The following is a 20,961-nucleotide window of genomic DNA, read 5'->3' on the forward strand; positions in this document are numbered from 1 at the left end:
ATAGCCGTATTTGCAACCGGGGGCACAACTGCCTTGTCATAAAAAGGCGGGCAGGCGGGATAAATCCCGCCTGCCCCAAGCCCGCCGGAAGTGTCGCGGGGCTCACACGGCACTTCCGCAGGCCATGGAGACGAGGCCTATGCCTTGCCGAAGGGCAGCGCCACGAAGCGCGTCTGGTCGCCAGACTTGATCCGCATCAGCACGGCCTTCATGCCCTGCTTCTTGGCATCGACGACTTCACGCTCGACGTCGCCGGGACGCGCAACCTCACTGCCGCCGACTGCGAGAATGACGTCGCCCGTCTGGAGGCCCTGCTCCGCCGCCGATCCATTCGGATCGACATCGGAAACCACGACGCCCTTGCCATCCGGCGAAGCGGACAGCGACAGTCCGAGATCGGCGACCGAAGCCGTCTTGTCCTCGGCCTGCTTGGCGCTGGCCTGCTTCTCCGAGCCGGGCAGCTTGCCGAGCTTGACGCTGACTTCCTCTGCCTTGCCGTTGCGCCAGATGCCGAGCTTCACCGTGGTATCGGGCGAGTAGCCGGCGATGATCTGGGCCAGGTTGCGGGCGTCTTCGACGGTCTTGCCGTCGACCGTCAGGATCGCGTCGCCCGACTTGATGCCGGCGGTCAGCGCGGGGCTGCCTTCCTGCGGCTCGCTGACGAGCGCGCCCTTGGCTTCCTTCAGGTTGAGGCTGTCGGCGATATCCTTGGTGACCGGCTGGATCTGGACACCGAGCCAGCCGCGCACGACCTCGCCGTGATCCTTCAGGTCCTTGATGACACGCTCGGCGGTCGCGGCCGGAATGTCGAAGGCGATGCCGACGCTGCCGCCCGACGGCGAGTAGATCGCAGTGTTGATGCCGATCACTTCACCGGCGAGATTGAAGGTCGGGCCACCGGAATTGCCCTTGTTCACCGAGGCATCGATCTGGATGAAGTCGTCATACGGACCGGCGCCGATCTCACGGCCCAGCGCCGATACGATACCGGCCGTCACCGTCCCGCCGAGACCGAACGGGTTGCCGACCGCGACGACCCAGTCGCCGACGCGCGAGTGCCCCTTGGCGAAATCGACATAGGTGAACTTCTCGGCATCATCGACCTTCAGCAGCGCCAGATCGGTCTTCTCGTCGGTGCCGATCAGGCGGGCGCTGAATTCCTTGCCGTCCGAATTGCTGACGGTGAATTCGGTCGCGCCATCCACAACGTGGTTGTTGGTGACGACGTACCCGTCTTCCGAGATGAAGAAGCCGGAACCGAGTGCCACCGACTGGCGGGGCTTCGGACGCTGCATGCGGTTCGGGGCCTGGCCCTGCGGGCCGCGCTGATCCTGGAACTGGCGGAAGAAGCGCTCCATCGGCGATCCGGGCGGGAACTGGTCCGGATTCGGGAAGCCGAACGAGTCGACCCCGGCAGCATCCGCCTCGGTCACCGTCTGCTTGACGCGAACGCTGACAACAGCCGGCTTCACCTTCTCGACAAGGTCGGCGAAGCTCGGAAGCGTCTGCGGCTGGACGCGAACAGCCTCGGCATAAGCCGGGGTATGCGAGCTGACCACGGCCTGTCCCGCGATTCCGCCAACGATCAGGGCGGCAAGCGCCGTGCCGAGCAAGGCGCGGCTGCGGAGCCGTGGCTGAGTGGACTTCGGAGCGGGATTCTGTTCGGTCATGATGGTCTCCGTCACGTACAAAATGGAAAGCAACGCGGGGGGTCGCTGCTCATAGGACGGAGAATGGCCGAGGGAACGTTACAGCCGCCTGTCACCATCATGAAACGTTGGTAATGTTCGCAGCGAAGCCGCGAAAGACGGACGGGCGGGTCGAAGAATCGCGTAGAAATAACAATTGAAACAAGGGGATAGCTAGAACTTGCGCTACGACGAAATGGAGCGCGGCGGTCTGCTATTCCTCGCGCGCCAGCAAGGCCTCGACACGGGCCTCCTCGTCGGCCGTCAGACCGGTCACGGTGGCGACGCGACGGCGCCGGAAGACGCCGATAGCCAGGGCGCCGCCGACGACAAGCAAGGCCGGCGGGGCGCCCCAGAGCACGATCGTGTGCCATGTCAGGCGCGGCTTCAGCAGGACATATTCGCCGTAGCGATCGACCAGGAACGCCTTGACCGCCGCATCGCTGTCGCCTGCCTGCAGGCGTTCGCGAACCAGGACGCGCAAGTCGCGGGCGATCGTGGCGTCCGAATCGTCGATCGACTGGCTCTGGCAGACGAGGCAGCGCAGTTCGGCCGACAGGGCGCGGGCGCGCGCCTCCAGAACGGGGTCCTTGAGGATTTCGTCCGGCTGGACCGCGGCGAAAGCCGGCCAGGCGGCGACCAGGAACCCAAAAGCAAGCATTGTCCGGCGCATGACGCTACTCCGCCGGTACGGCGACAGGGCGCCGGGCCGGCTTCGGGGCGCCGACGCGCAGGCGACGGTCGGAAAGCGAGAGCATGCCGCCCGCCGTCATCACGAGCGCACCCAGCCAGATCAGGGCGATCAGCGTCTTCCAGTAGACCCGGACGACGGTCGAGCCGTCGGCCGAGATGTCGCCGAGCGAAACATAGAGCTGGGAGAAGCCGAAGGTGTTGATCGCGGCCTCGGTCGTCGGCGTGTTCGGGACGGTGTAGAGCCGCTTTTCAGGCTCCATCGTCGCCACGACATTGCCGCCCTGGCGAACCGTGAAGCGCACGCCCGTGCCGGTATAGGTGCCGCCGCTGATCGGAACGAATCCGTCCATGGTCAGCGTCCGCGAGCCGATCGTCACCGCCTCGCCGGGCTTCAGCGTGACGATGGTCTCGCTGTTCCAGGCCGTGGATCCGACGATGCCGAGCACCGTGACGCCGACCCCGAAATGCGCGACCATCGTGCCCCAGGCCGAGCGCGGCAGTCCCGCGCCGCGCCGCCAGCTTTCCGCCGGCGACACGCGGCCGAGCTTGATGCGGAAGGCGATTTCCGACAGCGCGCCGACCATCAGCCATACGGCCAGCGCAACCCCGAACAGCGCCAGCGCCGAGGGCGTTCCCATCAGGGCGAGACCGAGGATGACCACCGCCATCGCCGCACCGAAGGCGAACAGCAACCGCTGCCCGGCCGCGACGATGTCGCCACGCTTCCAGGCCAGCAGCGGGCCGAACGGCACGGCGATCAGCAGCGGCACCATCATCGGGCCGAAGGTCATGTCGAAGAACGGCGCGCCGACCGAGATCTTCTCGCCCGTCAACGCTTCCAGCGCGAGCGGATAGAGCGTGCCGACCAGGACGGTCGCGCAGGCGGCCGTCAACAGCAGGTTGTTGAGGACAAGCGCGCCCTCGCGGCTGATCGGGGCGAACAGGCCGCCCTGGCTGAGCTGTCCCGCCCGCGCCGCGAACAGCGAGAAGGCGCCGCCGATGAAGACACAGAGAATGCACAGGATGAAGATCCCGCGCGTCGGGTCGGTGGCGAAGGCATGCACCGAGGTGAGCACGCCGGATCGCACCAGGAAGGTGCCGAGCAGCGACAGCGAGAAGGTCAGGATGGCGAGCAGGATCGTCCAGATCTTCAGCGCCTCGCGCTTTTCCATGACGATCGCCGAATGCAGCAGCGCGGTTGCAGCGAGCCAGGGCATGAAGCTCGCATTCTCGACAGGATCCCAGAACCACCAGCCGCCCCAGCCGAGTTCGTAATAGGCCCAGTAGGAGCCCATGGCGATGCCGAGCGTCAGGAAGCACCAGGCCGTCAGCGTCCAGGGCCGCACCCAGCGGGCCCAGGCCGCGTCGATGCGGCCGTCGATGAGCGCGGCAATGGCGAAGGCGAACGAGATCGAGCAGCCGACATAGCCGAGATAGAGCAGCGGCGGATGGATCGCGAGACCGACATCCTGCAGCAGCGGGTTGAGGTCATGCCCCTGCAGCGGCGCCGGATCGAGCCGCAGGAAGGGATTGGAGGCGATCAGGATGAAGAACAGGAAGGCTGCGCTGATCCAGGACTGGACCGCCAGCACCAGCGCCTTGAGCTTCAACGGCAGGTTCTCGCTGAACACAGCCACGAGCGCGCCGAAGAGCACCAGGATCAACACCCAGAGCAGCATCGAGCCTTCATGGTTTCCCCAGACGCCGGAGATCTTGTAGAGCAGCGGCTTCAGCGAATGGGAATTCTCGACCACGTTCTGGACCGAGAAATCGGAGACGACATAGGCGTAAGTCAGCGCCGCGAAGCTCACCGCGACGAACAGAAACTGCGCCACCGAGGTGGTCGAGGCGACCGCCATCAGCCTGTTGTCACCGCGCAAGGCGCCCCAGAAGGGCAGCGTGCCGCCCGCCAGCGCCAGAACCAGCGCCAGGACGAGCGCGTAGTGGCCGATCTCGACGATCATCGCTGCACCGTCTGCGGCGCGGGACCGTCGCCGTCCTCAGGCCGCCATTCACCACTCTTCTTCAGCGCGTCGACGACTTCCTTGGGCATGTAGGTCTCGTCATGCTTGGCCAGCACCGTGTCGGCCACGAACAGGCCGCTGCCATCGACCTTGCCCTCGGCCACGACGCCCTGTCCTTCACGGAACAGGTCCGGCAGGATGCCGACATAACGCGCGGGCACCGTCGCCTTGCCGTCCGTCACCGCGAATCGGACGACGCCGTCCGCCTCCTTGACGATCGAGCCCCGCTCGACGAGGCCGCCAAGCCGCACGCGCTGATCCACCGATGGCGGCTTCGCTAGCACATCCGAGGGAGAGGTGAAGAAGGTGATGCCGTCCGACAGGGCAAAGAGCACGAGCCCGACGGCACTCGCCAGCACGACGCCGGCAAGGCTGATGAGGGTCAGGCGGCGCTGCTTACGCGTCATGTCGAACGATCAATCCTTGCCGATGCCAATGTCACGTGCCGCCTGCTCGACGACGGCGAGAAGTTCCGGCTTTTCAGCCAGGCTGGCACGAGCGCGAAGGAGCGCTGCGCGGGCCTCGTCCGGCTTGCCAAGCACCATATAGGCACGGAACAGCCGTTCCCAACCGGTGGTGTCTTTGGGATCCGCATCCAGCCTTGCCGCGAGGCCCGACACCATGCCCTCGATCATCTGCTGCCGCTCCGCCGGGCTCTGCTGCGCGGCGGCGGCAATGTCGGAGGCCGTCGGCCCGGGAGCGACCGGCCCCGCCGTCGGTGCGGCAGCGGTGACGGTCGAGGTCGGCTGAAACTGCGCCAGTTCGGCCTGTGCCGCCGCAAGCCAGGGCGCATCGGCAGGCGCGGACGCAATCAATGCCTTCCACGCCGCGATGGCGTCGTCCTTCTGCCCGGCCTGGCCCAGCGCCATGGCGAGGAAGAAGCGGGAACGCACGTCGTCGGGATCGAACTTGAGCGCCCGGTCGAAGGCGGCGCGGGCCTCTTCCGTGACGACATTGCCGCTCGCCCGAGTCAGCGCCTCGCCATAGAGCGACTCCCGCTCAGCGGTCGATCCGAGCAGGCGCTTGGCATTGCCGAGGGCACGGACAGCGTCGTCAAAGCGCCCCAGCCGCATGTAGATCGGCGAGAGGACCTCCCAGCCGCGCCCATCCTCGGGATTGGCGGCAAGATGGGATTCGACCTTGGCGATCAGGTCGTCGACATTGCCCTGCGCCGTCGGCTCGGCCGCGCGGTTGACTGCCGGCCGATCGGCCAGTTGCGGCGAGCCGACATAGAGATAGATGCCGCAGGCCAGCAGCGGGAGGAGGACGAGCGCCACCAGCCGTTCGATCCGGTAGGCGGGAGGGGGCGCCGGAGCCTCGGCGGCCGCGCCGGAATCGCTGTTGAGCAGCCTGCGCGAAATCTCGATTCGGGCCGCATCCGCTTCGGCATCGCCAATCAGGCCGCGCTCGCGATCGCGCACGAGTTCATCCAGTTGATCGCGGTAGATCGAGCGGGCCGCGCCGGCATGAGCGGGGGCGTGCGGCTGCCTGCCCAGGGGAATGAGCACGGCAAGCGAGGCGGCGGCCGTCAACACGGCCATGACAATCCAAAGAAGCATGGTCTGTTCCTGGACGCGTTCTAGCCTGTCCGCCAGCGACGCGCACGCCGCATTCTGTCGCGGCGGGAACGCGACCGCCTAGCTGATCGGACGCCAGCCACCCTCGGCCTGGCGACAGGCCGTGCCGCGCGCGACCTGCGGCTCTCCGCCCGCCCAGATCCGGTGCGTGTAGTCGCGGCAGTCATAGGCGTTGACGCGGTAGCGCGGCCCCGGAACCACCTCGCCGCGAAAGCCCTCGCGATCGCCGCGCCAGTCGATCGGCGAACCCGGCCGGCCATATTCGAGCGCCTGGAACTCCGCCTGCTCGGCGCGCTGGCGCTCCCGCTCGTCCAGTCCCCTGCCGATCGACTGCCCGGCGACGCCGCCGATCAGGGCGCCCGGCGGTGGGGCGGAACTGCGTCCGGCGGCGCCGACCGAATTGCCGAGCGTACCGGCCAGGCCGTCCCTGCCCCCTGCGCTGATGCAGCCGGCCAAGCTCGTCGCAACCAGTCCCAAGACAAGCCAAGCACCCAGCCGCATGATCAACCACCCCGTATGTGCCAGCGATTCGAGGGAACGCCCCCCGAGCCGCGGATTCGCAGATCCGATACCAGCATGGCGGAAATGCGATTCCAAACCAACTCAGCCGGCGGGCAGCCGGACTTCCGCGCGCAGTCCACCGAGCGGCGAGCGATCCATCTCGAAGGCTCCCTCATAGAGCGAGGCCAGATCGGTGACGATCGACAGGCCCAGGCCGGAACCCGGCTTGCTCTCGTCGAGCCGCTTGCCGCGCCGGGTCGCCTCCAGCCTCTCCGCTTCGGTCAATCCGGGGCCGTCATCATCGACGCGGATCACCAGCGACCCGTCGATCTCGCCGACCGCCGGGATATAGGCGACCTCGATGGCGACTTTGGACGCGGCCCATTTGCAGGCATTGTCGACGAGGTTGCCGACCATTTCCTCGAGATCCTGCTGCTCGCCGCGGAAGCGCGCGTCCGGCGCGGTGCGCAGGTCGATGGAAAGGCCACGATCCTCGTGGATGCGGCGCATCGCCCGGACCAGCCGCGCCAGAACCGGCTCGACCTCGGTGACCGCGCCGATCACCTGCGAGCGCGCCGCGATGCGGGCACGGTCAAGATGATGATTGATCTGCATCCGCATGATCTCGGCCTGCTCGCCGACCTTGGCCGAAAGCCGGCCCTGATCCGAGCGGGCCTCGTTGGTGATGACGCTGAGCGGCGTCTTCAACGCATGCGCGAGATTTCCGACATGGGTGCGCGCGCGCTCGATGATCTGCTGGTTAGATGCCATCAGCGCGTTGAGCTCCCTGGCGAGCGGCTCGATCTCGGCCGGGAACGGTCCATCGAGGGTCTGCTCCTTGCCGCTTCGCAGCGCCGCGAGCCCCCGCCGCACCTTCTCGAGCGGCCGCAGGCCCCATCGGATCTGGAACGCCGTGGAAGCAACCAGGCCGATGCCGAAGACGGCCAGCGTCAGCGCGACACTGGCGCGAAAATCGGCGATCTCCTCCTTGAGCTCCGACGCGTTGCCGGCGACCAGCACGTCATAACGGTGGTCGACGTCGAAGGTAATGGTCCGCTGCAGGACACGCAATTGCTGCTTGTCCGGCCCTTCCATCGTCGCCTGCTCGACGCCATCGACGGAGTTGCGCGACGTCGCGTTGGCGATGTCCAGCGTGTCGGTGGACAGCGAGCGCGAGGCGAGCAGCACCGGTCCATTGACCTGGCGGATCTGCCAGTACCAGCCGGAATAGATCAGCTCGAAGCGCTGCTCGCCGAGATTGCCGGGGTCGCCCAATTGCCCGGGCGCCTGGGTAGCGAGATTGCCGACCAGGGTCTTAAGATAGACGGAAAGCCGCTCGTCGAAGGCACGCTCGACCGTATCGCGGTAGAGCGAGGTCAGGATCACGCCGGCTACGACCAAGGCGATCGCGCTCCAGAGCGACGCGCCGGCGATCAGCCGAAACGCGAGCGAATTGACCCGCATGTCAGTCGGCGCCGCCGCCGGCCGTTGCCGTTCCCGGCGTCACCACCCGGTAGCCGAGACCGCGCACCGTCTCGATCAGATCGCCCGAAACCTTCTTTCGCAGCCGGCCGACGAACACCTCGATGGTGTTGGAATCGCGATCGAAGTCCTGGTCGTAAAGATGCTCGATCAGTTCGGTGCGCGACACGACGCGGTCGCGATGGTGCATCAGATATTCGAGCACCTTGTATTCGTGCGCCGTGAGCTTGACGGGGTTTCCATCGACCGTGACGCGGCCGGATTTGGTGTCGATGCGAACCGGGCCGCATTCGATCTCGTTGGTGGCATGGCCGGCGGCGCGGCGCACCAGGGCGCGGATGCGGGCGAGCACCTCCTCGATGTGGAAGGGCTTGGCGACATAATCGTCGGCGCCGGCGTCGATGCCCTGCACCTTGTCGCTCCAGCGATCGCGCGCGGTCAGGATGAGTACCGGCATCTTGCGGCCGGCCCGGCGCCACGCCTCCAGCACGCTGATGCCATCCATGCGTGGCAGGCCGATGTCGAGCACGACCGCGTCATAGGGTTCGGTATCGCCGAGGAAATGACCATCCTCGCCATCCCTCGCGGAATCCACGACATAGCCGGCCGTCTTCAGGGCCTCGGTGAGCTGGCGGTTCAGGTCCGGATCGTCTTCAACGACGAGAATGCGCATTTCCCTAGCGTCCCATGATCGAGCCGCTGCGTGCATCGACGCGCACGCGCTTCACCTCGCCGCCACTGCCAAGCACGTTGACGATGTAGACGAGGCGATTGCCGGCCCTGCAGAGTTGCGCCGAAACCACTTCGCCGCCATCCGCCAGTGAACCACGGATTTCGCTCAAAGATATGGCGTCGCCGTTCTGGACGGCCTGACGCGCCTCGCCCTGCGACAGGCACGTATCGCCATATGCCGCGGACGGACCGTATCCGGGGGACCCGAACCAGACGAACATGGCGGCCAGAAAGAGGATTGCGATGAAGTTCTTCGACATGCCCCCGTCCTAGGCGTGTCCATATGAACACGATCTGAATGCCGGCAACTTTCACGCGAACCGTATCACTTTCCACCAATGGGCGCGCGCGCCATCCAACGGCCGTAGAGCGTCAGCCCGGCGCCGACGAGCGTTCCGATCGCCACGGCGATCTGGCCGAGCGACGCCTGATCCTCGGCCGAGATCGAATGGCCGAAAACGAGACCCAGGATCGGCGCCAGCGCGGCGATGATCGCGCTCCAGGTGACGCGCGAAGCGTACCACGGCTCGGCGTTCGACGCATGGATCACGGCGGGGTCGGCGGCAACCTCCGCGATGATGGCCTTGGTGATGCGCGGCGCCATGTCGGGCGTAAGCGGATTGTCCGCTCGGCCGGCCATGCGATTGACCGCGCCTTCCAGCGCGCCGAGGACGATATCGACGGGATTGAGCGTGGGCAGCCGGATCATCAGGACCTCCAGAGCCGGATCAGGGAACGGATTTCGTCGCGGTGGCGCCAGCCGACAATGGCCAGCGCGCCAAGGGCCAGCAGCGCCACGGCCAGGACGATCGCTCCGGGCGGCAGGGCAGGATCGATGGCGGATCCATCGACGGGCACGACGCCAGCGCCCCCGGTGGCCAGCGCGCCGCCGGCGGCGGTCGCCGCCAGCGCTTTCCGCGCCGCGACGACCCGGGCGATCTGCGCCCGCGTCGCCGGGCCGACAATGCCGTCGACGGTGAGGTTCGGATGGGCCGCCTGGAAGGCGCGAACCGCCTTTTCCGTCTCGGCTCCGAACCGGCCGTCGATCGGCCCCGCCTCGATGCCGGCCTTCACAAGCTCCGCCTGCAGGGCGCGCACCGCCTCTCCGGCATCGCCGAGGCGAAGGGCTGCGAACCCGGCTGGCTGAAGGATGCGGCGTCCCAGAAGGATGAGGTCCGCCTCGCGCGCCCGGCGACGCGACAGGCCTTCGACGACCCGGCCTCCCGCCTTGTTCCAGGCGACGATGCCGGCTCGCGCCGCGATCGCGTCGCCCTCGCGCCAGGCCTTCACCCAGGAGGCGCGCGCGATCGCGCCGGTGTTGAAATGAAACGACACCGCGCCGTCGAAGGCATGCGCCGGCGCGCCCGGCATCGCGGCGGCAACGGCTGGCTCGTAGCGGCTGGCCAGCGCGGCCGCGAGAAGCCGCCGGCTCTCCACGCGGGTGATCACCATGCCGGCCTTGGGCGCTACCACGCCGGACGCCGCCGTCAGGCCCACGCCGATGGTCCATACCCCGGCCACGTCGCGGTAAGCGCGCAGCACCTCGCCCTCTTCGGCGACGAGCTGCTCCAGCCCCGCCGGCGTGATTTCAGCCATGCCCAATCTCCGCTCTGCGAGGCGCGCGAAATTTTTCAAGAAAAATTGAAAGGCCCGGGAACCGTTGCCACGCTGCGGTGTTGATATCGCGAGATGCTCAGGCAACTCATCCCAGGCCAAAAGCCGAAAAGAACCCGCCGCTCCCCCCCCAGCGGCGGGTTCTCTTTTTTTCACCCCTGTCAGTACGGCGCGATCACCGCACCCGGCGAGACGATTTGCGCCTGCCCTTCGCCCGCCCGGTGCGCACGCACCCAAACCGCCGAGGCGTCGCTGGCAACCAGCGACCGGGCCGAGCCGGACGACCTGGTCCGCTCCAGCCAGAACATCGCCGTTTCCTGGGTGTTGAAATCGACGGGCGCGACCGCCCCGCCGCGCGGACCGTCGCCGAGACTGTCGCGCGCCTCGGTACCGAGGCACCAGAGCCGCGACTCCCCGTTGGACACGACATTGCCGCCGAAATTGTCATGATAGAGCCCGCCCACGTCGATGCCGACCAGCCCGTCATGGCTGGTCAGCCCGTTGTTGGACTGGCTGACATAGCGGCCATTGCCATACGCCCGACAATCGACCGACAGATGGTACAGCGAGGGCGTGCCACCCTGCCCCCAATGGAAATTGAAGCCGTCCTTGGCGTTGGAGGCAGCGATGCAACGCACCAGGACGACAAGGCCGGTGGTGTCGAAGATACGGAAGCCGTCATAGAGATGGCTCGGACCGCCGGCATATCGGGCGGAACAATCGACGAAAACCAGCGACCGCGTCGCCACGCCCTGGACAACCACGCCACCATTGGCCCCGCCCTGGAAATCGAAGCCCTCGAGATAGACCGACTGGGCGGTGCCATCGAGTGCGAAGGCGTCGACGACGAGCAGCACGCGGGTGTTGGCATTGGTCGGTGCAGCGCCATCGGCACGATGCACGTAGAGCGTGCCGCCGACCTGCGCCCAGGATCCGGCCGTCGCGTTGCAACTCGCCGCATCCGCCACCCGCGCCAGTTCCCCCGGTTCGCCAAACGAATTGGGATGAGCCAGATCGAGTACGGCAGTCACGTTGGAGCGGGCGACCGCGTAGCAATTACCGTAGGTGCCATCCGGCGAAGCCGGCCAGCCGAGGTCCCCGCCGGCCCAGCAGGTCACCCGGCCGCCCACCGCGCGATAGGCCACCGGCTGGGTCGGGATCACCATCGGACCGCTATTGGTGAAGCTGTTGGCGCGCGGATAGACGCCGGCCTTCACGGACACCTGGAACGGAACGCCGCCGGCATTGCCAAGCTGGGTCGCGACGTAGATCGACTTTACCGCCGCGCCCCAGCTGGTGCCGGCATTGCCGTCATTGCCGGTGGCAAGGTCGACGAAGTAGCTCGGGCCGGCCAACGCGGCGGTCGCATAGGCTTCCGGCCTGACATCGCAGAGATAGCGGCTTCCGCGCTGGCGGATGGCCAGCGGATGGTCGGCGAAGGGGAAGCCGAGGCCGGAAGGCGGCGCCACGCGCCGCCCGGCCCGCGTCCGCGCCGTGATGCCGAGACGAGGCATCCGCATCAGATCCACCCGACCAGCGTCGCCGTCGTGCCGGTCGCCAGCACCCGCACGGCGCGGATCGGCAGGACATCGCCGGCATAGCGGCTGTAGGTGATATCGACGCCGCCTTCGTCGCGCAGCACGGCGTTGCCATCGGTCTGGAAAACCAGCGCGCGAGGACGAACAACGAGATCCGCGCTGTCCGAAGGCGAAACGGCGAAGTGGCGCGTCGCCGGACCCGAAAGGCCCGACGCCACCCCGGCAAAGGGATCGCTCATGATGATCTCCATGGTTCTTGTTCATGGGTTTTGGTTCATGGGTTGCGCATCCGGCGGAGCCGGTTTCTTGGGGACGAAGAGCCCTCACCCCAGCCCTCTCCGGCGCGCGGGAGCGGGAGAAGCAAGGCCCCGGAGGCGAGCGCCTGAGGCCCTCGCCCTCGCCCCACACTCGTCCTCGCCCCCACTCGCCCTCGCCCCACACTCGCCGTCATCCTCGCGAAGGCGAGGATCCATGCAGACGGGCTTGCTTGGGGCCAGGCGCTCGAAGATCCTTCGAAACGCCCCGGGCGTCGGATGAATGGGTCCTCGCCTGCGCGAGGATGACGCCGGAGGTGGAGGATGCGTCGAAGCAACGGACAGGGAAATGAGCCAGACCGCGTCACACGCTCGCCCAGCCCGCCGCCTTCCGCACGATCACTGTCTCGGTCACCTTGTCGAAGGCGAGCCAGCCGATCTCGGGCGTGGCGAACCACCAGGCGCCATCGGCGTAGACGGCGAGATCGCCGCCCTGCCCGGCCCAGTCGCCGGTCGGGCTGGGTCCGAGCAGATGGCGTTCACCCTCGGCCGGGGAGCCCGGCGGCGCGACCGCATCGACGGCCTCGACCGCGAGTTGGACCAGCCCGTCGAGACGGCGCAGCGCCTCGTTGTGGGTGACGTGCTTCTGGGCCTGCGAGGGCGCGAGATAGGGCAGCCCGAGATGGGCGGTCTGGTCAGCCATGAACAAGGATCTCCGTTGCGATGCCCGGTCCCGCCGTGGCGCTCAGCTGGCGGACGCGGACGGTGAAGGATGCCTCCGGCGCGCTCAGCACCGCCGCGAGGTCGCCCGCCGACAGTGCCAGCGACGGCACGGTGGTGTCGAAGCTCGCCCGCAGCAGCGCTCCCTCGAGCAGATCGACCCGGTAGGCCTCGGCCGCCTCGCCGAGCGGCACCTCGACCTGTTCCCAGCCATCCCCGCCGAGCCGCGTCTGGCGGATCCAGGAGAGCGCGATGTCTCCCGCCACATCGCGGCCCCCGCGAAGATGGGCCGGTGCGAAGGGTAGCCGCCAACGACCGGCGACGGTGAAATCCTGCGTGGTGAAGCGATCGGGATCATAGGCGATGGCGAGCGGCCCTACCCGCAAGGTGCGGGCCAGGCCGATCTCGGAGGGATCGAGCTCGAGCGGGGGTGTCGCGGCGTCGATGCGCACGAAGCGTGCCCCTGCCGCATGACCGCGCGCGGCAAGATCCGACGTGCCGCCCTGCCCGCGCAGCAGGCCGGAGACCCGCCAGAGCCCGGCAGCGATCAATTCCGCCGAGCGAAACTGGATGACCTCGAAGCCATCCGCCTCGTTGCCGATCGCCGCGATGTTGCGCCCGTTCAGCACAGCCTCGTCCGGCAATCCCGCGAGCGCGCCAGCCGGTAGGGACACGTCGAGCGTCGTGCTGCGATCCCAGCGCCCGACCGGACCCGACGGCACCGCATCCGCGATGGTGCCGACAGTCGCCGCCTGCGGCACGATCTGGCGCAGGGGGAAACCGGCGTCCGGCGAGCCGATCGAAAGGCCGAAGGCGCCCGGCCAGGGATCGGCGAACACCGCCACGCGCGCCGCCGTCGCTTCGCTGCCCGCCAGGGACGGCAGGTCGAGAACGATGACGTCGGGCGGGCCGGGATCGGCGGACCATTCCGGCGTGCCGACCGTGCCGCCGCCGGCCGGAACCGGTGCGCCAGACGGATCGACCGTTCGGCCCTCGATGCGCCGCGCCAGGCCGTCCTCGACCTTGGTGACGCGAAAGCTCGTGCGCCCCTCGGGCCGGAGCAGCGTCACGACATCGGCCGGCTCGATCGCCAGCCGGCGATCGGTCAGCCCTAGGGACACCGTCTCTCGGCCGTCCCAGATTTCCTGCAGGCGCTGATCGGCGAGCGCGACGGCCAGCGCATCGTCGGTGACGATGCCGGTCGAAAGCGTCGCCTGCCGATGCCCCGCCGCCTCCAGCCGGCGCGAGGCGACGACGCGGTCGCGATAGTCACCGGCGCCGTCGATGAAGCCGAAGGCGAGTTCGGCCGGCAGCTCGGTTTCCTGTGCTCGGCGGATGGCGAGCAGGGGCTGCTCGCCATCCTCGACCAGATCGGCCGGCGTCAGCGTCAATCTCGGCAGGCCGCGCCGGATGAAGCGGACGACATCGCCCGATTCCGCCGCCTCGAAGCCGAGCGCTTCGGCAAGGCCCTGCAATGCCTGCCGGGCCGAACCGACGCGGGCAATCACGAAGCCATCGACCAGCCCGTCGAGATCGCCGACACGATAGGGCTCGAAGCCGTAATCCCGGAGAATGCGCTCGACCAGGCGGATGGTGGTCAGGTTGCCGAGCCTTCCGTTCAGCCAGTGCCCGGTCTGCCAGTTGCCGCCATCCGACCAGACGTCCGTCAGCTGCGGAAAGGCCGGATAAGGCCGGGCATCCCAGGACCAGACATAGGTTCGCGAGGGATCGACCATGCGGCCGGCATAGAGTTCGGAGACGGGATTGTTCGTCGCGACGAAATCGGGCGAGGCCGGGTCCCAATAGCCGAGCACGGCGGTCAGGAACCGCTCCTGCATCAGAGGATCGCGGCCGCCATTGGAAAAATGCGGCAACCGGGCGCCACCGACCTTCGGATCGGGAAAGACGTTCGGCTCGTTGGCGCCCTTGTCGATCGCGGCGCAGCCGATCTCGGTGAACCAGATCGGCTTCGATTTCGGCGTCCAGGCGGTTGCGGTCGTCGCCTCGACGCCGCCCGGCCGGTCGAAATGCGGGTTCGACCACCAGTTCACCAGGTCCTTGTAGCGGAACACCCAGGGCTTGCCCGCGCCGCCATCGCTTATCGGCGAGCGGACCTGCGCCAGGCGATCGGCGTCGCTCGCATAGTACCAGTCAAAACCCTCGCCGCCGGCGATGTTGGCCCTGAGATAATCGACGTCGCGGCCGCTTTCGGCTACCGCCGCGTCGAGATGATCGGAACCGTCGCGCCAGTCGGACAAGGGCACGTAGCTGTCGATGCCGATCGCGTCGATCGCATCGTGGGCCCAGAGCGGATCCAGATGAAAATGCACATCGCCGGAGCCGTCGCCCGGCTGATGGCCGAAATATTCGCTCCAGTCGGCGGCATAGGTGATGTCAGCGGCCGGCAGGATGATCCGCACATCGGCGGCAAGCGCTTGCAGCGCCGCGACGAAGGGATAGGTCGAGGCATCGGAGCGCAGCGTCGTCAGCCCGCGCAATTCCGAGCCGATGAGAAAGGCGTCCACCCCGCCGGCCGCCTTGCAGAGATACGCCGCGTGCAGGACCATCCGTCGGTAGGTCCATTCATCCGGCCCGGAATAGTGCACCGCGCCGCCCGAGACGGAGAAATCCGTCCGCGCCGCCGTGCCGACGAAGCTGGCGATTTCGATTGCCGCCGCCGCCGTCTTGTCCGGCGTGCCGGCGCGGCCCGGCGCGATCGAGGTGGTGATCTCGCCGCGCCAGGGATAGGCCGGCTGGGTCGCGTCCCAATAGGGATGCGGCAGCGCGTTATCGGCCGGGATATCCATCATCAGGAAGGGATAAAAGGTGACGGCGATGCCGCGCGCCTTCAGATCTTGAATCGCGCGAATGACGCTGGCGTCGGAGGGCGTCCCGCCAAAGGCCGGCCGGTCGTCGATGCGGCTGACCGCGCGCGCCGCGGAGCGGTTCAGCCCGGCGACGCGCCACGAGGTCGGGCTCGTGACCGTCGAATAATCCTCGACGCGCGGCGCGACCGTGCAGTGGCCGGCGCGCAGATCGTCGCCGAACCAGGAGACGGCCAGCGCCGCCCGCTCGAGAAGGGGGCAAAGCGCCTGCAATTCGTCGACCGAGGCTTCCCAGTCGGTGCGCGCGCCATCGACATGGCGGTTGATGGTAACGCGCCGGCCCCGCCCCTTCGAGGTGTAGACCGGCAGAGGATCATAGGCGAATTCCGACGCGCCGGGGATGATGACGACGGCGCGGATCTCGTCCTCGACGCCGCCGACCGGGCGGAACACCTCGAAGGACAACTGCGGCAGCCGGTTGCCATAGTCGCCGATCGGCATCCGCTCGAACACGACCATCGCCGTGCCGCGATAAGCTGGCGTTCCCGTCGTGCCCTGCCGGGCCTCGATCAGGCTGTCGGCCGGCTGGTCCTCCCCGCCCAGATGCACGCGATGGTGCACATCCGCGAGATTGATCAGATCGCCATCGGCCCAGACGCGACCGATGCGGGCGATCGGCCCTTCGCAGATGCCGACGGCGAAATTGGCATAATAGGAGTAGGTGGTGACGGTCGGGCCGCCCTTGCCGCCCTCCTCCTGCTTCACCTCCTGGAAGCGCGTCGCCCAGATGACCTGACCGGCCAGCCGGGCTCGGCCATAGACACGCGGGATGGGCGTGCCCTCCTCCGAACGCTGCACCGAGAGATCGGAGAGGCGCGGCCCCTCGATGTTCTGGCCGAAGAGGGTCTGGTCGACGGCATAGCCGGCCACGGCGCCGACCGCGCCGCCGAGGATCGCGCCGACCGGACCGAACAGACCGCCGATCGCGGCGCCGGCCGCCTGCAGGACGAGGGTCGCCATCAGTCGGTCACTCCTGGAAATTGAAAGGCGAAGGCAGCACGCCGGCGCCACCAGGGAGAGAGAGCGGCGGTGGCGACGGCGGCGCCGTCATGCGCATGCAGGAAGCGATCCGGCGCGATCAGGATCCCCGCGTGCTTGGCCGGCAGGTTTTCGCGCCAGCGGAACAGCAGCAGGTCGCCCGTCGTCGCCGCATCGAGCGGAACGGAAGCCATGTGACGACCGGCGGCCTCGGCCAGCGTGTCCTTGCCGCGCGCCTCGGCCCAGTCGGCCGTGTAGGCCGGCATTTCTTCCGGCTCGCCGCCATAGAGTTCGCGCCAGACTCCGCGCACCAGGCCGAGGCAATCGCAGCCGACGCCGCGAAGCGATGCCTGGTGCCGATAGGGCGTGCCGAGCCAGGCCAGGGCCGCGTCGACGACCGCCTGGCGGGAGAGAGGGTTTGCCATTTCGATCCCCTGCCGAATCTGCGAGGTTCCTCCGGCTCACCCGGAACAAGGCGCCGCCATGCCCAGGCACACCGAAAACATGCGCGCTTTGCGCGAAATCCTGACCGGACTGACGCGCGAGACGGCGTGGCCGCAGAAGAACGAGGTCAGCCGCAACATCGATATCGCGATGTCCTATGTCGCCTGGACGCCGGCCGTCGGCGCTGCCGCGACCGATACGGCGGCCCGCTGCTTCGAGACGCTGCAGATCGTCAGCCGCGCCTCGTCGGATGAGGCCAGGCGCGCCAGCGCCATCCAGGACGGCCTTGCCGCGATCGACGAACTGGAGCGCGTGCTCGACGCGGCGGTGTAGCTACAGCCGCCCGCCATTGTTGCGGCTGCCATTGCGGGCATAGCCGAGCGCGAAATCATTGCCGGGCATGTGCGGAAAGCCGCGAAAGTTCAGGCGATTGCCGAATTTCTCGCGGCAGGTTTCAAAACGCTTGTCGCAGCCGGCGGTGACGGTGAACGTGTCGCCGGGCTCGATCTGACCGGTCATGGCGTTCCAGAGCTCGATCGTCGGCTGACCTGCGACATCGCGCTGTGTCTTCACCACGGCGCGGCGGCCAGCATTTGCGCCGCCGACCCAAGTGAGCGTACCGCGCTCGAACCAGCCGGCGGCGAACGCGTCCAGCCCTGACACCGTGAACCGCCTGCCGTCCTGTGCGGCAATCACCGTGCCGCTGCCGCGAAAGGCCGGATCGTCGAGATCGACCCTGCATCGGGCATCGCCGAGATCGGCGTCGCAGGGCGCGCGAAACACCCGCCCCTGCGGCTCATCCAGACCGGCGGCGAGCCCCCGGATCTCGACCCGGAATGCGCCATCCTCGCGCATCACCTCGCCAATATGGCCGACGCGGAGCAGCAGCCGCTCCTCCGGCCTCGACCAGTTGACCAGGAAGGTCTCGATCCTGGCGTGGTCGAAGGCGCCGGCGGCAAGCTCCGCCTCCGAAAGCCGGTCCGAGATCAGCGCACCGGCGACCTCCATGCCGCCCGTGACCATGCCGGTCTCGGCGCTGGCCTCGCTGGCGGAAAGGCCCGTCGCCGCCTCGTAGGTGAGGCCGTCCAGCACGAGATCGCGATCATGATCGGTGAAGCCGAGCACGACGCCGTCCTTCCGCTGCAGGCGCCAGGCGTGACAGAGCGTGGAGGCGTCGCCGGCCAGATGCGCCGCGAGATCGGCAGGGAGCGTCCTCATGGCCGGATCTCCACGATCGGGATCGACGGGATTTCGCCGGCCTCGAAGGCGGCGAGATTGATCACCAGTTGGTCGGTATCGAAGCGCACCGGCACGTCGAAGCGGAAACCGGCAGTGACGATCACCCCCTCCGCCGGCGCTTCTGCGAGCGTGACCAGCCCGGTCGTCGGATCCAGGGTGAAGTCCTCGGTCGCAATGCCATCGACGGCCAGCAGCACGCTGCCCTCGACCGGCTTGGCGATCGCCCGCTCATAGGGCGCATGCAGCGCGCCATAGGTCTTTTTAAGCGCGAACACCGTCGTTTCGCCGTCGCCGGTGCCGAGCGGCTGGTCGCTCGGCGCCGGCTCGGTCCCCGGCGGGGCGGAAGCATCGTCCGCCCGGTCACGCCAGCGAAAGCCGAACAGTTTTCCGCGCCGCTCTTCGAAGAAGGCGATCACCTGATGCAGGTCGGCGAGCGAGCGCACGCCATAGCCGGCGTCATAGCGGCGACGCGATTCCACCCAGCGCGCATTGCGCCGTTCGCCGCCCGAACCGAGCGTCACCACTTCGGTGCGCCGTTCCGGCCCGCCGGAGGAACCGAAGGCGATGTTGGTCGGAAAGCGGATTTCGTGGAAGGCGGGGATCAGCGGCATCAAAGCCCCCTTCTGCCACGCCCGACGGCACGCGCCAGCGTCGCGGCGACATGCGCCTCGGATTTGCGAAAGCTCTGCGCATCCGGCGTCTGGATGGCGATGTTGACCGTCACCGGCGCGCCGCCGCCCGATACCCCGAGCCGTCCATCCGGCCCGCGCGACAGCGGCATGATTGCCTCCGCCCCCGCCTCGCCCATCAGTCCCAGCCCGCCGGAAAGCGGGAAGTAGGTCGGGCTGGCGACGACGCCGCCCTTGGCAAACGGTTTCACCCCGCCGAGCGAGCCGACCAGGCCGGAGAGCAAACTGCCGATGCCGCTTTCGATCGGCTTCAGCGCGGCGTTGAGCGCCATCGTCGAGAAGCGCAGCGCGAGATTCTTGAGGATGTCGTCGAATTCCTTGCCGCCGACCACCGCATCGCGAAACGCCCGGCTGATCGCGCCGGAAAAGCCGTCCGCCTGTTTGGCGAGGCCCTCGAGCGAGGCAGTGAAGGCGGAGGTATCGGCGGTGATGCGCACGGAAAGTTCGTCGATCGGCGTGGTCATGATGGCTCCAGTTCTTTCCGCCGGGCGCTCTTGAACCCTCCCCTTGAGGGAGGGTCACCGCAAAGCAGTTTTGGCGAGGGGGTTGCCTTGATGGCTTCGCGTCGCTTGTCGTGCTCGCCTCGCGACAGCGTGCCCCCTCCCCGAAAACGCCGAGGCGTTTTCGACCCTCCCTCGAGGGGAGGCCGGCTGGACCCTCCTTCGAGGCCCGGCTCCGCCGGGCGCCTCAGGATGATGGCGGGGTGCTCTCAGCGTTGCGTCTGCACCGGGTCGGGAAAGCGCCGCATCAAGTCGTCAAGACCGGCCCGGTCCATCGGGGCGTGCGTTCGTCCGGTCAGGCCCTCGATCGCGGCGGCGAGTTCGCGCGGCGTCAGCGCCCAGAACTCGCGGCTCGATAGCCTGAGCAGGCCAAATCCGATCGCCATCGCCTCGCGCCAGGGAAAAGGCGCGGGTCCCTGCGCAGTAGGAAGCAAGCCCCTCACCCCAGCCCTCTCCCGGTTTCCCGGAGAGGGAGCCGACCGAGCCTCGGTCGAAAGCTCCGGGACATCCGCTGCGTGGGAATGGTGCAGCTGTCGATGAAGCCTGCCGTCCGCCCCCTCGCCCGCCTGCGGGAGAGGGCTGGGGTGAGGGTCTTGCTTGCCGGCACCGGATTGCTTGACGCCCTCCCGGCGCTTGACGATTTCCTGCTGCCCCGCACTCAACCCCCGCCCCCGCCAAACGTCGCACCCAGCAGCTCCGAGACGATCGCCGCGAACCCCGCGGCTCCGTGCGCCGTCCGCATCGCCGCGACCTGATGGTCGTCGATGCTCTCGCCCGCGCCACGCAGGCCGGCGCCGAGGATGCGGATCGCATCCCTGGCCGAAAGCCGGCCCTCGCCGAAGCGGGCGGCCAATGCAGAAAGGTCCTCGGCGCCGAAGGCGGCCTCCAGCTCCGCCAGCGCGCCGAGCGTCAGGCAGAGCGTGCGCGGCCGGCCGTCGAGTTCGGCCTCGATCTCGCCGCGATGCCGGTTTGCCATCACGCGGCCGCCGTGAACTGGATCAGGCCGGCCGATTCCAGCGCGATCTCATAGGTGACGGCGCCGTCATGCTCGCCGGAATAATCCAGCGCGGTGAGCTGGAACGGTCCGGCCAGCGTACCGAAATCCGGAACGATCAGCTGGAAATCGCGGATCGCGCCGTCGAAGAACAGCGTGCGGATCGCGGCGTCCGTCGCCGCGTCGCGAAAAATGCCGGAGCCGGAGACGCTGGCGCGACGGACGCCGGCGCCTGCGAGCAGTTCGCGCCAGCGGCCGGCCGAATCCGTGTCGGTGATGTCGACCATCTCGGCGTTGAGCGCGAAGCGCCGGGTCCGCATGCCCGCTACCGTCGAAAAGTCGCCGGAGCCGGTGGTGTCGATCTTCAGGAGCAAATCCTTGCCTTTCTGCGCCGTCATCCTCTATCCCC

The 20,961-nt window shown here is 68.0% G+C and carries 23 protein-coding genes; 1 reads left to right on the forward strand and 22 read right to left on the reverse strand.

Features of this window, described 5'->3' with window-relative positions; translation table 11 throughout:
• Positions 1 to 137: 137 nt before the first annotated feature.
• From OSH10_RS13550 to OSH10_RS13625, 16 genes are all read right to left on the reverse strand, one after another.
• Positions 138 to 1,670, reverse strand: a complete 1,533-nt coding sequence (locus OSH10_RS13550; RefSeq protein WP_266332315.1) for a Do family serine endopeptidase — start codon at positions 1,668 to 1,670, stop codon at positions 138 to 140.
• 232 nt (positions 1,671 to 1,902) lie between these two features.
• Positions 1,903 to 2,361 (reverse strand): cytochrome c-type biogenesis protein, encoded by a 459-nt coding sequence (locus OSH10_RS13555; RefSeq protein WP_266332316.1) that lies wholly within the window; start codon positions 2,359 to 2,361, stop codon positions 1,903 to 1,905.
• 4 nt (positions 2,362 to 2,365) lie between these two features.
• A complete protein-coding gene (locus OSH10_RS13560) occupies positions 2,366 to 4,345 on the reverse strand; it encodes a heme lyase CcmF/NrfE family subunit (protein WP_266332317.1) in 1,980 nt (659 codons plus the stop codon).
• The gene (gene ccmE / locus OSH10_RS13565) at positions 4,342 to 4,812 is read right to left on the reverse strand and encodes a cytochrome c maturation protein CcmE (RefSeq protein ID WP_266332318.1); all 471 of its coding nucleotides are present in this window, start codon (positions 4,810 to 4,812) and stop codon (positions 4,342 to 4,344) included. The genes OSH10_RS13560 and ccmE overlap by 4 nt, the downstream gene beginning before the upstream one ends.
• 9 nt (positions 4,813 to 4,821) lie before the next feature.
• Positions 4,822 to 5,964 carry a c-type cytochrome biogenesis protein CcmI gene (gene ccmI / locus OSH10_RS13570; protein ID WP_266332319.1) on the reverse strand — a complete coding sequence of 381 codons (1,143 nt, stop codon included), beginning with the start codon at positions 5,962 to 5,964 and terminating at the stop codon, positions 4,822 to 4,824.
• A 78-nt stretch (positions 5,965 to 6,042) separates the two neighbouring features.
• Complete coding sequence (locus tag OSH10_RS13575) at positions 6,043 to 6,483, reverse strand: hypothetical protein (protein WP_266332320.1); 441 nt, start codon at positions 6,481 to 6,483, stop codon at positions 6,043 to 6,045.
• 102 nt (positions 6,484 to 6,585) lie between these two features.
• On the reverse strand, positions 6,586 to 7,947 hold the full coding sequence (locus OSH10_RS13580; RefSeq protein WP_266332322.1) for an ATP-binding protein: 1,362 nt from the start codon (positions 7,945 to 7,947) through the stop codon (positions 6,586 to 6,588).
• Position 7,948: 1 nt separating this feature from the next.
• Positions 7,949 to 8,638 carry a response regulator transcription factor gene (locus OSH10_RS13585; RefSeq protein WP_266332323.1) on the reverse strand — a complete coding sequence of 230 codons (690 nt, stop codon included), beginning with the start codon at positions 8,636 to 8,638 and terminating at the stop codon, positions 7,949 to 7,951.
• A 4-nt stretch (positions 8,639 to 8,642) separates the two neighbouring features.
• A complete protein-coding gene (locus tag OSH10_RS13590; protein ID WP_266332324.1) occupies positions 8,643 to 8,957 on the reverse strand; it encodes a PepSY domain-containing protein in 315 nt (104 codons plus the stop codon).
• 65 nt (positions 8,958 to 9,022) lie between these two features.
• Entirely contained in the window at positions 9,023 to 9,406 is a 384-nt protein-coding gene (locus tag OSH10_RS13595; protein WP_266332325.1) for a hypothetical protein, read from the reverse strand.
• Positions 9,406 to 10,293 (reverse strand): glycoside hydrolase family protein, encoded by an 888-nt coding sequence (locus OSH10_RS13600; RefSeq protein WP_266332326.1) that lies wholly within the window; start codon positions 10,291 to 10,293, stop codon positions 9,406 to 9,408. The genes OSH10_RS13595 and OSH10_RS13600 overlap by 1 nt, the downstream gene beginning before the upstream one ends.
• A 179-nt stretch (positions 10,294 to 10,472) precedes the next feature.
• On the reverse strand, positions 10,473 to 11,831 hold the full coding sequence (locus tag OSH10_RS13605; protein WP_266332327.1) for a hypothetical protein: 1,359 nt from the start codon (positions 11,829 to 11,831) through the stop codon (positions 10,473 to 10,475).
• Positions 11,831 to 12,088 (reverse strand): spike base protein, RCAP_Rcc01079 family, encoded by a 258-nt coding sequence (locus tag OSH10_RS13610; RefSeq protein WP_266332329.1) that lies wholly within the window; start codon positions 12,086 to 12,088, stop codon positions 11,831 to 11,833. The genes OSH10_RS13605 and OSH10_RS13610 overlap by 1 nt, the downstream gene beginning before the upstream one ends.
• A gap of 379 nt (positions 12,089 to 12,467) precedes the next feature.
• Positions 12,468 to 12,806 (reverse strand): DUF2793 domain-containing protein, encoded by a 339-nt coding sequence (locus tag OSH10_RS13615; RefSeq protein WP_266332331.1) that lies wholly within the window; start codon positions 12,804 to 12,806, stop codon positions 12,468 to 12,470.
• Complete coding sequence (locus OSH10_RS13620; RefSeq protein ID WP_266332332.1) at positions 12,799 to 16,668, reverse strand: baseplate multidomain protein megatron; 3,870 nt, start codon at positions 16,666 to 16,668, stop codon at positions 12,799 to 12,801. The genes OSH10_RS13615 and OSH10_RS13620 overlap by 8 nt, the downstream gene beginning before the upstream one ends.
• On the reverse strand, positions 16,668 to 17,111 hold the full coding sequence (locus OSH10_RS13625) for an NlpC/P60 family protein (RefSeq protein WP_266332333.1): 444 nt from the start codon (positions 17,109 to 17,111) through the stop codon (positions 16,668 to 16,670). Before OSH10_RS13625 ends, OSH10_RS13620 begins: the two co-directional genes overlap by 1 nt.
• 58 nt (positions 17,112 to 17,169) lie before the next feature.
• On the opposite strand from OSH10_RS13625, the gene OSH10_RS13630 reads away from it, so the two are divergent.
• Positions 17,170 to 17,463, forward strand: a complete 294-nt coding sequence (locus OSH10_RS13630; protein ID WP_266332334.1) for a hypothetical protein — start codon at positions 17,170 to 17,172, stop codon at positions 17,461 to 17,463.
• Here the strand turns inward: OSH10_RS13630 and OSH10_RS13635 are convergent, their stop codons facing one another.
• From OSH10_RS13635 to OSH10_RS13660, 6 genes are all read right to left on the reverse strand, one after another.
• The gene (locus tag OSH10_RS13635) at positions 17,464 to 18,348 is read right to left on the reverse strand and encodes a DUF2163 domain-containing protein (RefSeq protein WP_266332336.1); all 885 of its coding nucleotides are present in this window, start codon (positions 18,346 to 18,348) and stop codon (positions 17,464 to 17,466) included.
• Positions 18,345 to 18,980 (reverse strand): DUF2460 domain-containing protein, encoded by a 636-nt coding sequence (locus tag OSH10_RS13640; RefSeq protein WP_266332337.1) that lies wholly within the window; start codon positions 18,978 to 18,980, stop codon positions 18,345 to 18,347. The genes OSH10_RS13635 and OSH10_RS13640 overlap by 4 nt, the downstream gene beginning before the upstream one ends.
• Positions 18,980 to 19,522 (reverse strand): phage tail tape measure protein, encoded by a 543-nt coding sequence (locus tag OSH10_RS13645; protein ID WP_266332338.1) that lies wholly within the window; start codon positions 19,520 to 19,522, stop codon positions 18,980 to 18,982. The genes OSH10_RS13640 and OSH10_RS13645 overlap by 1 nt, the downstream gene beginning before the upstream one ends.
• Before the next feature lie 245 nt (positions 19,523 to 19,767).
• On the reverse strand, positions 19,768 to 19,992 hold the full coding sequence (locus tag OSH10_RS13650; RefSeq protein WP_266332339.1) for a rcc01693 family protein: 225 nt from the start codon (positions 19,990 to 19,992) through the stop codon (positions 19,768 to 19,770).
• A 224-nt stretch (positions 19,993 to 20,216) separates the two neighbouring features.
• The gene (locus OSH10_RS13655; RefSeq protein ID WP_266332340.1) at positions 20,217 to 20,534 is read right to left on the reverse strand and encodes a gene transfer agent family protein; all 318 of its coding nucleotides are present in this window, start codon (positions 20,532 to 20,534) and stop codon (positions 20,217 to 20,219) included.
• Complete coding sequence (locus OSH10_RS13660) at positions 20,534 to 20,950, reverse strand: phage major tail protein, TP901-1 family (RefSeq protein ID WP_266332341.1); 417 nt, start codon at positions 20,948 to 20,950, stop codon at positions 20,534 to 20,536. The genes OSH10_RS13655 and OSH10_RS13660 overlap by 1 nt, the downstream gene beginning before the upstream one ends.
• Positions 20,951 to 20,961: the final 11 nt, after the last annotated feature.

Source organism: Kaistia defluvii, assembly GCF_026343955.1.
Lineage (GTDB): Bacteria > Pseudomonadota > Alphaproteobacteria > Rhizobiales > Kaistiaceae > Kaistia > Kaistia defluvii.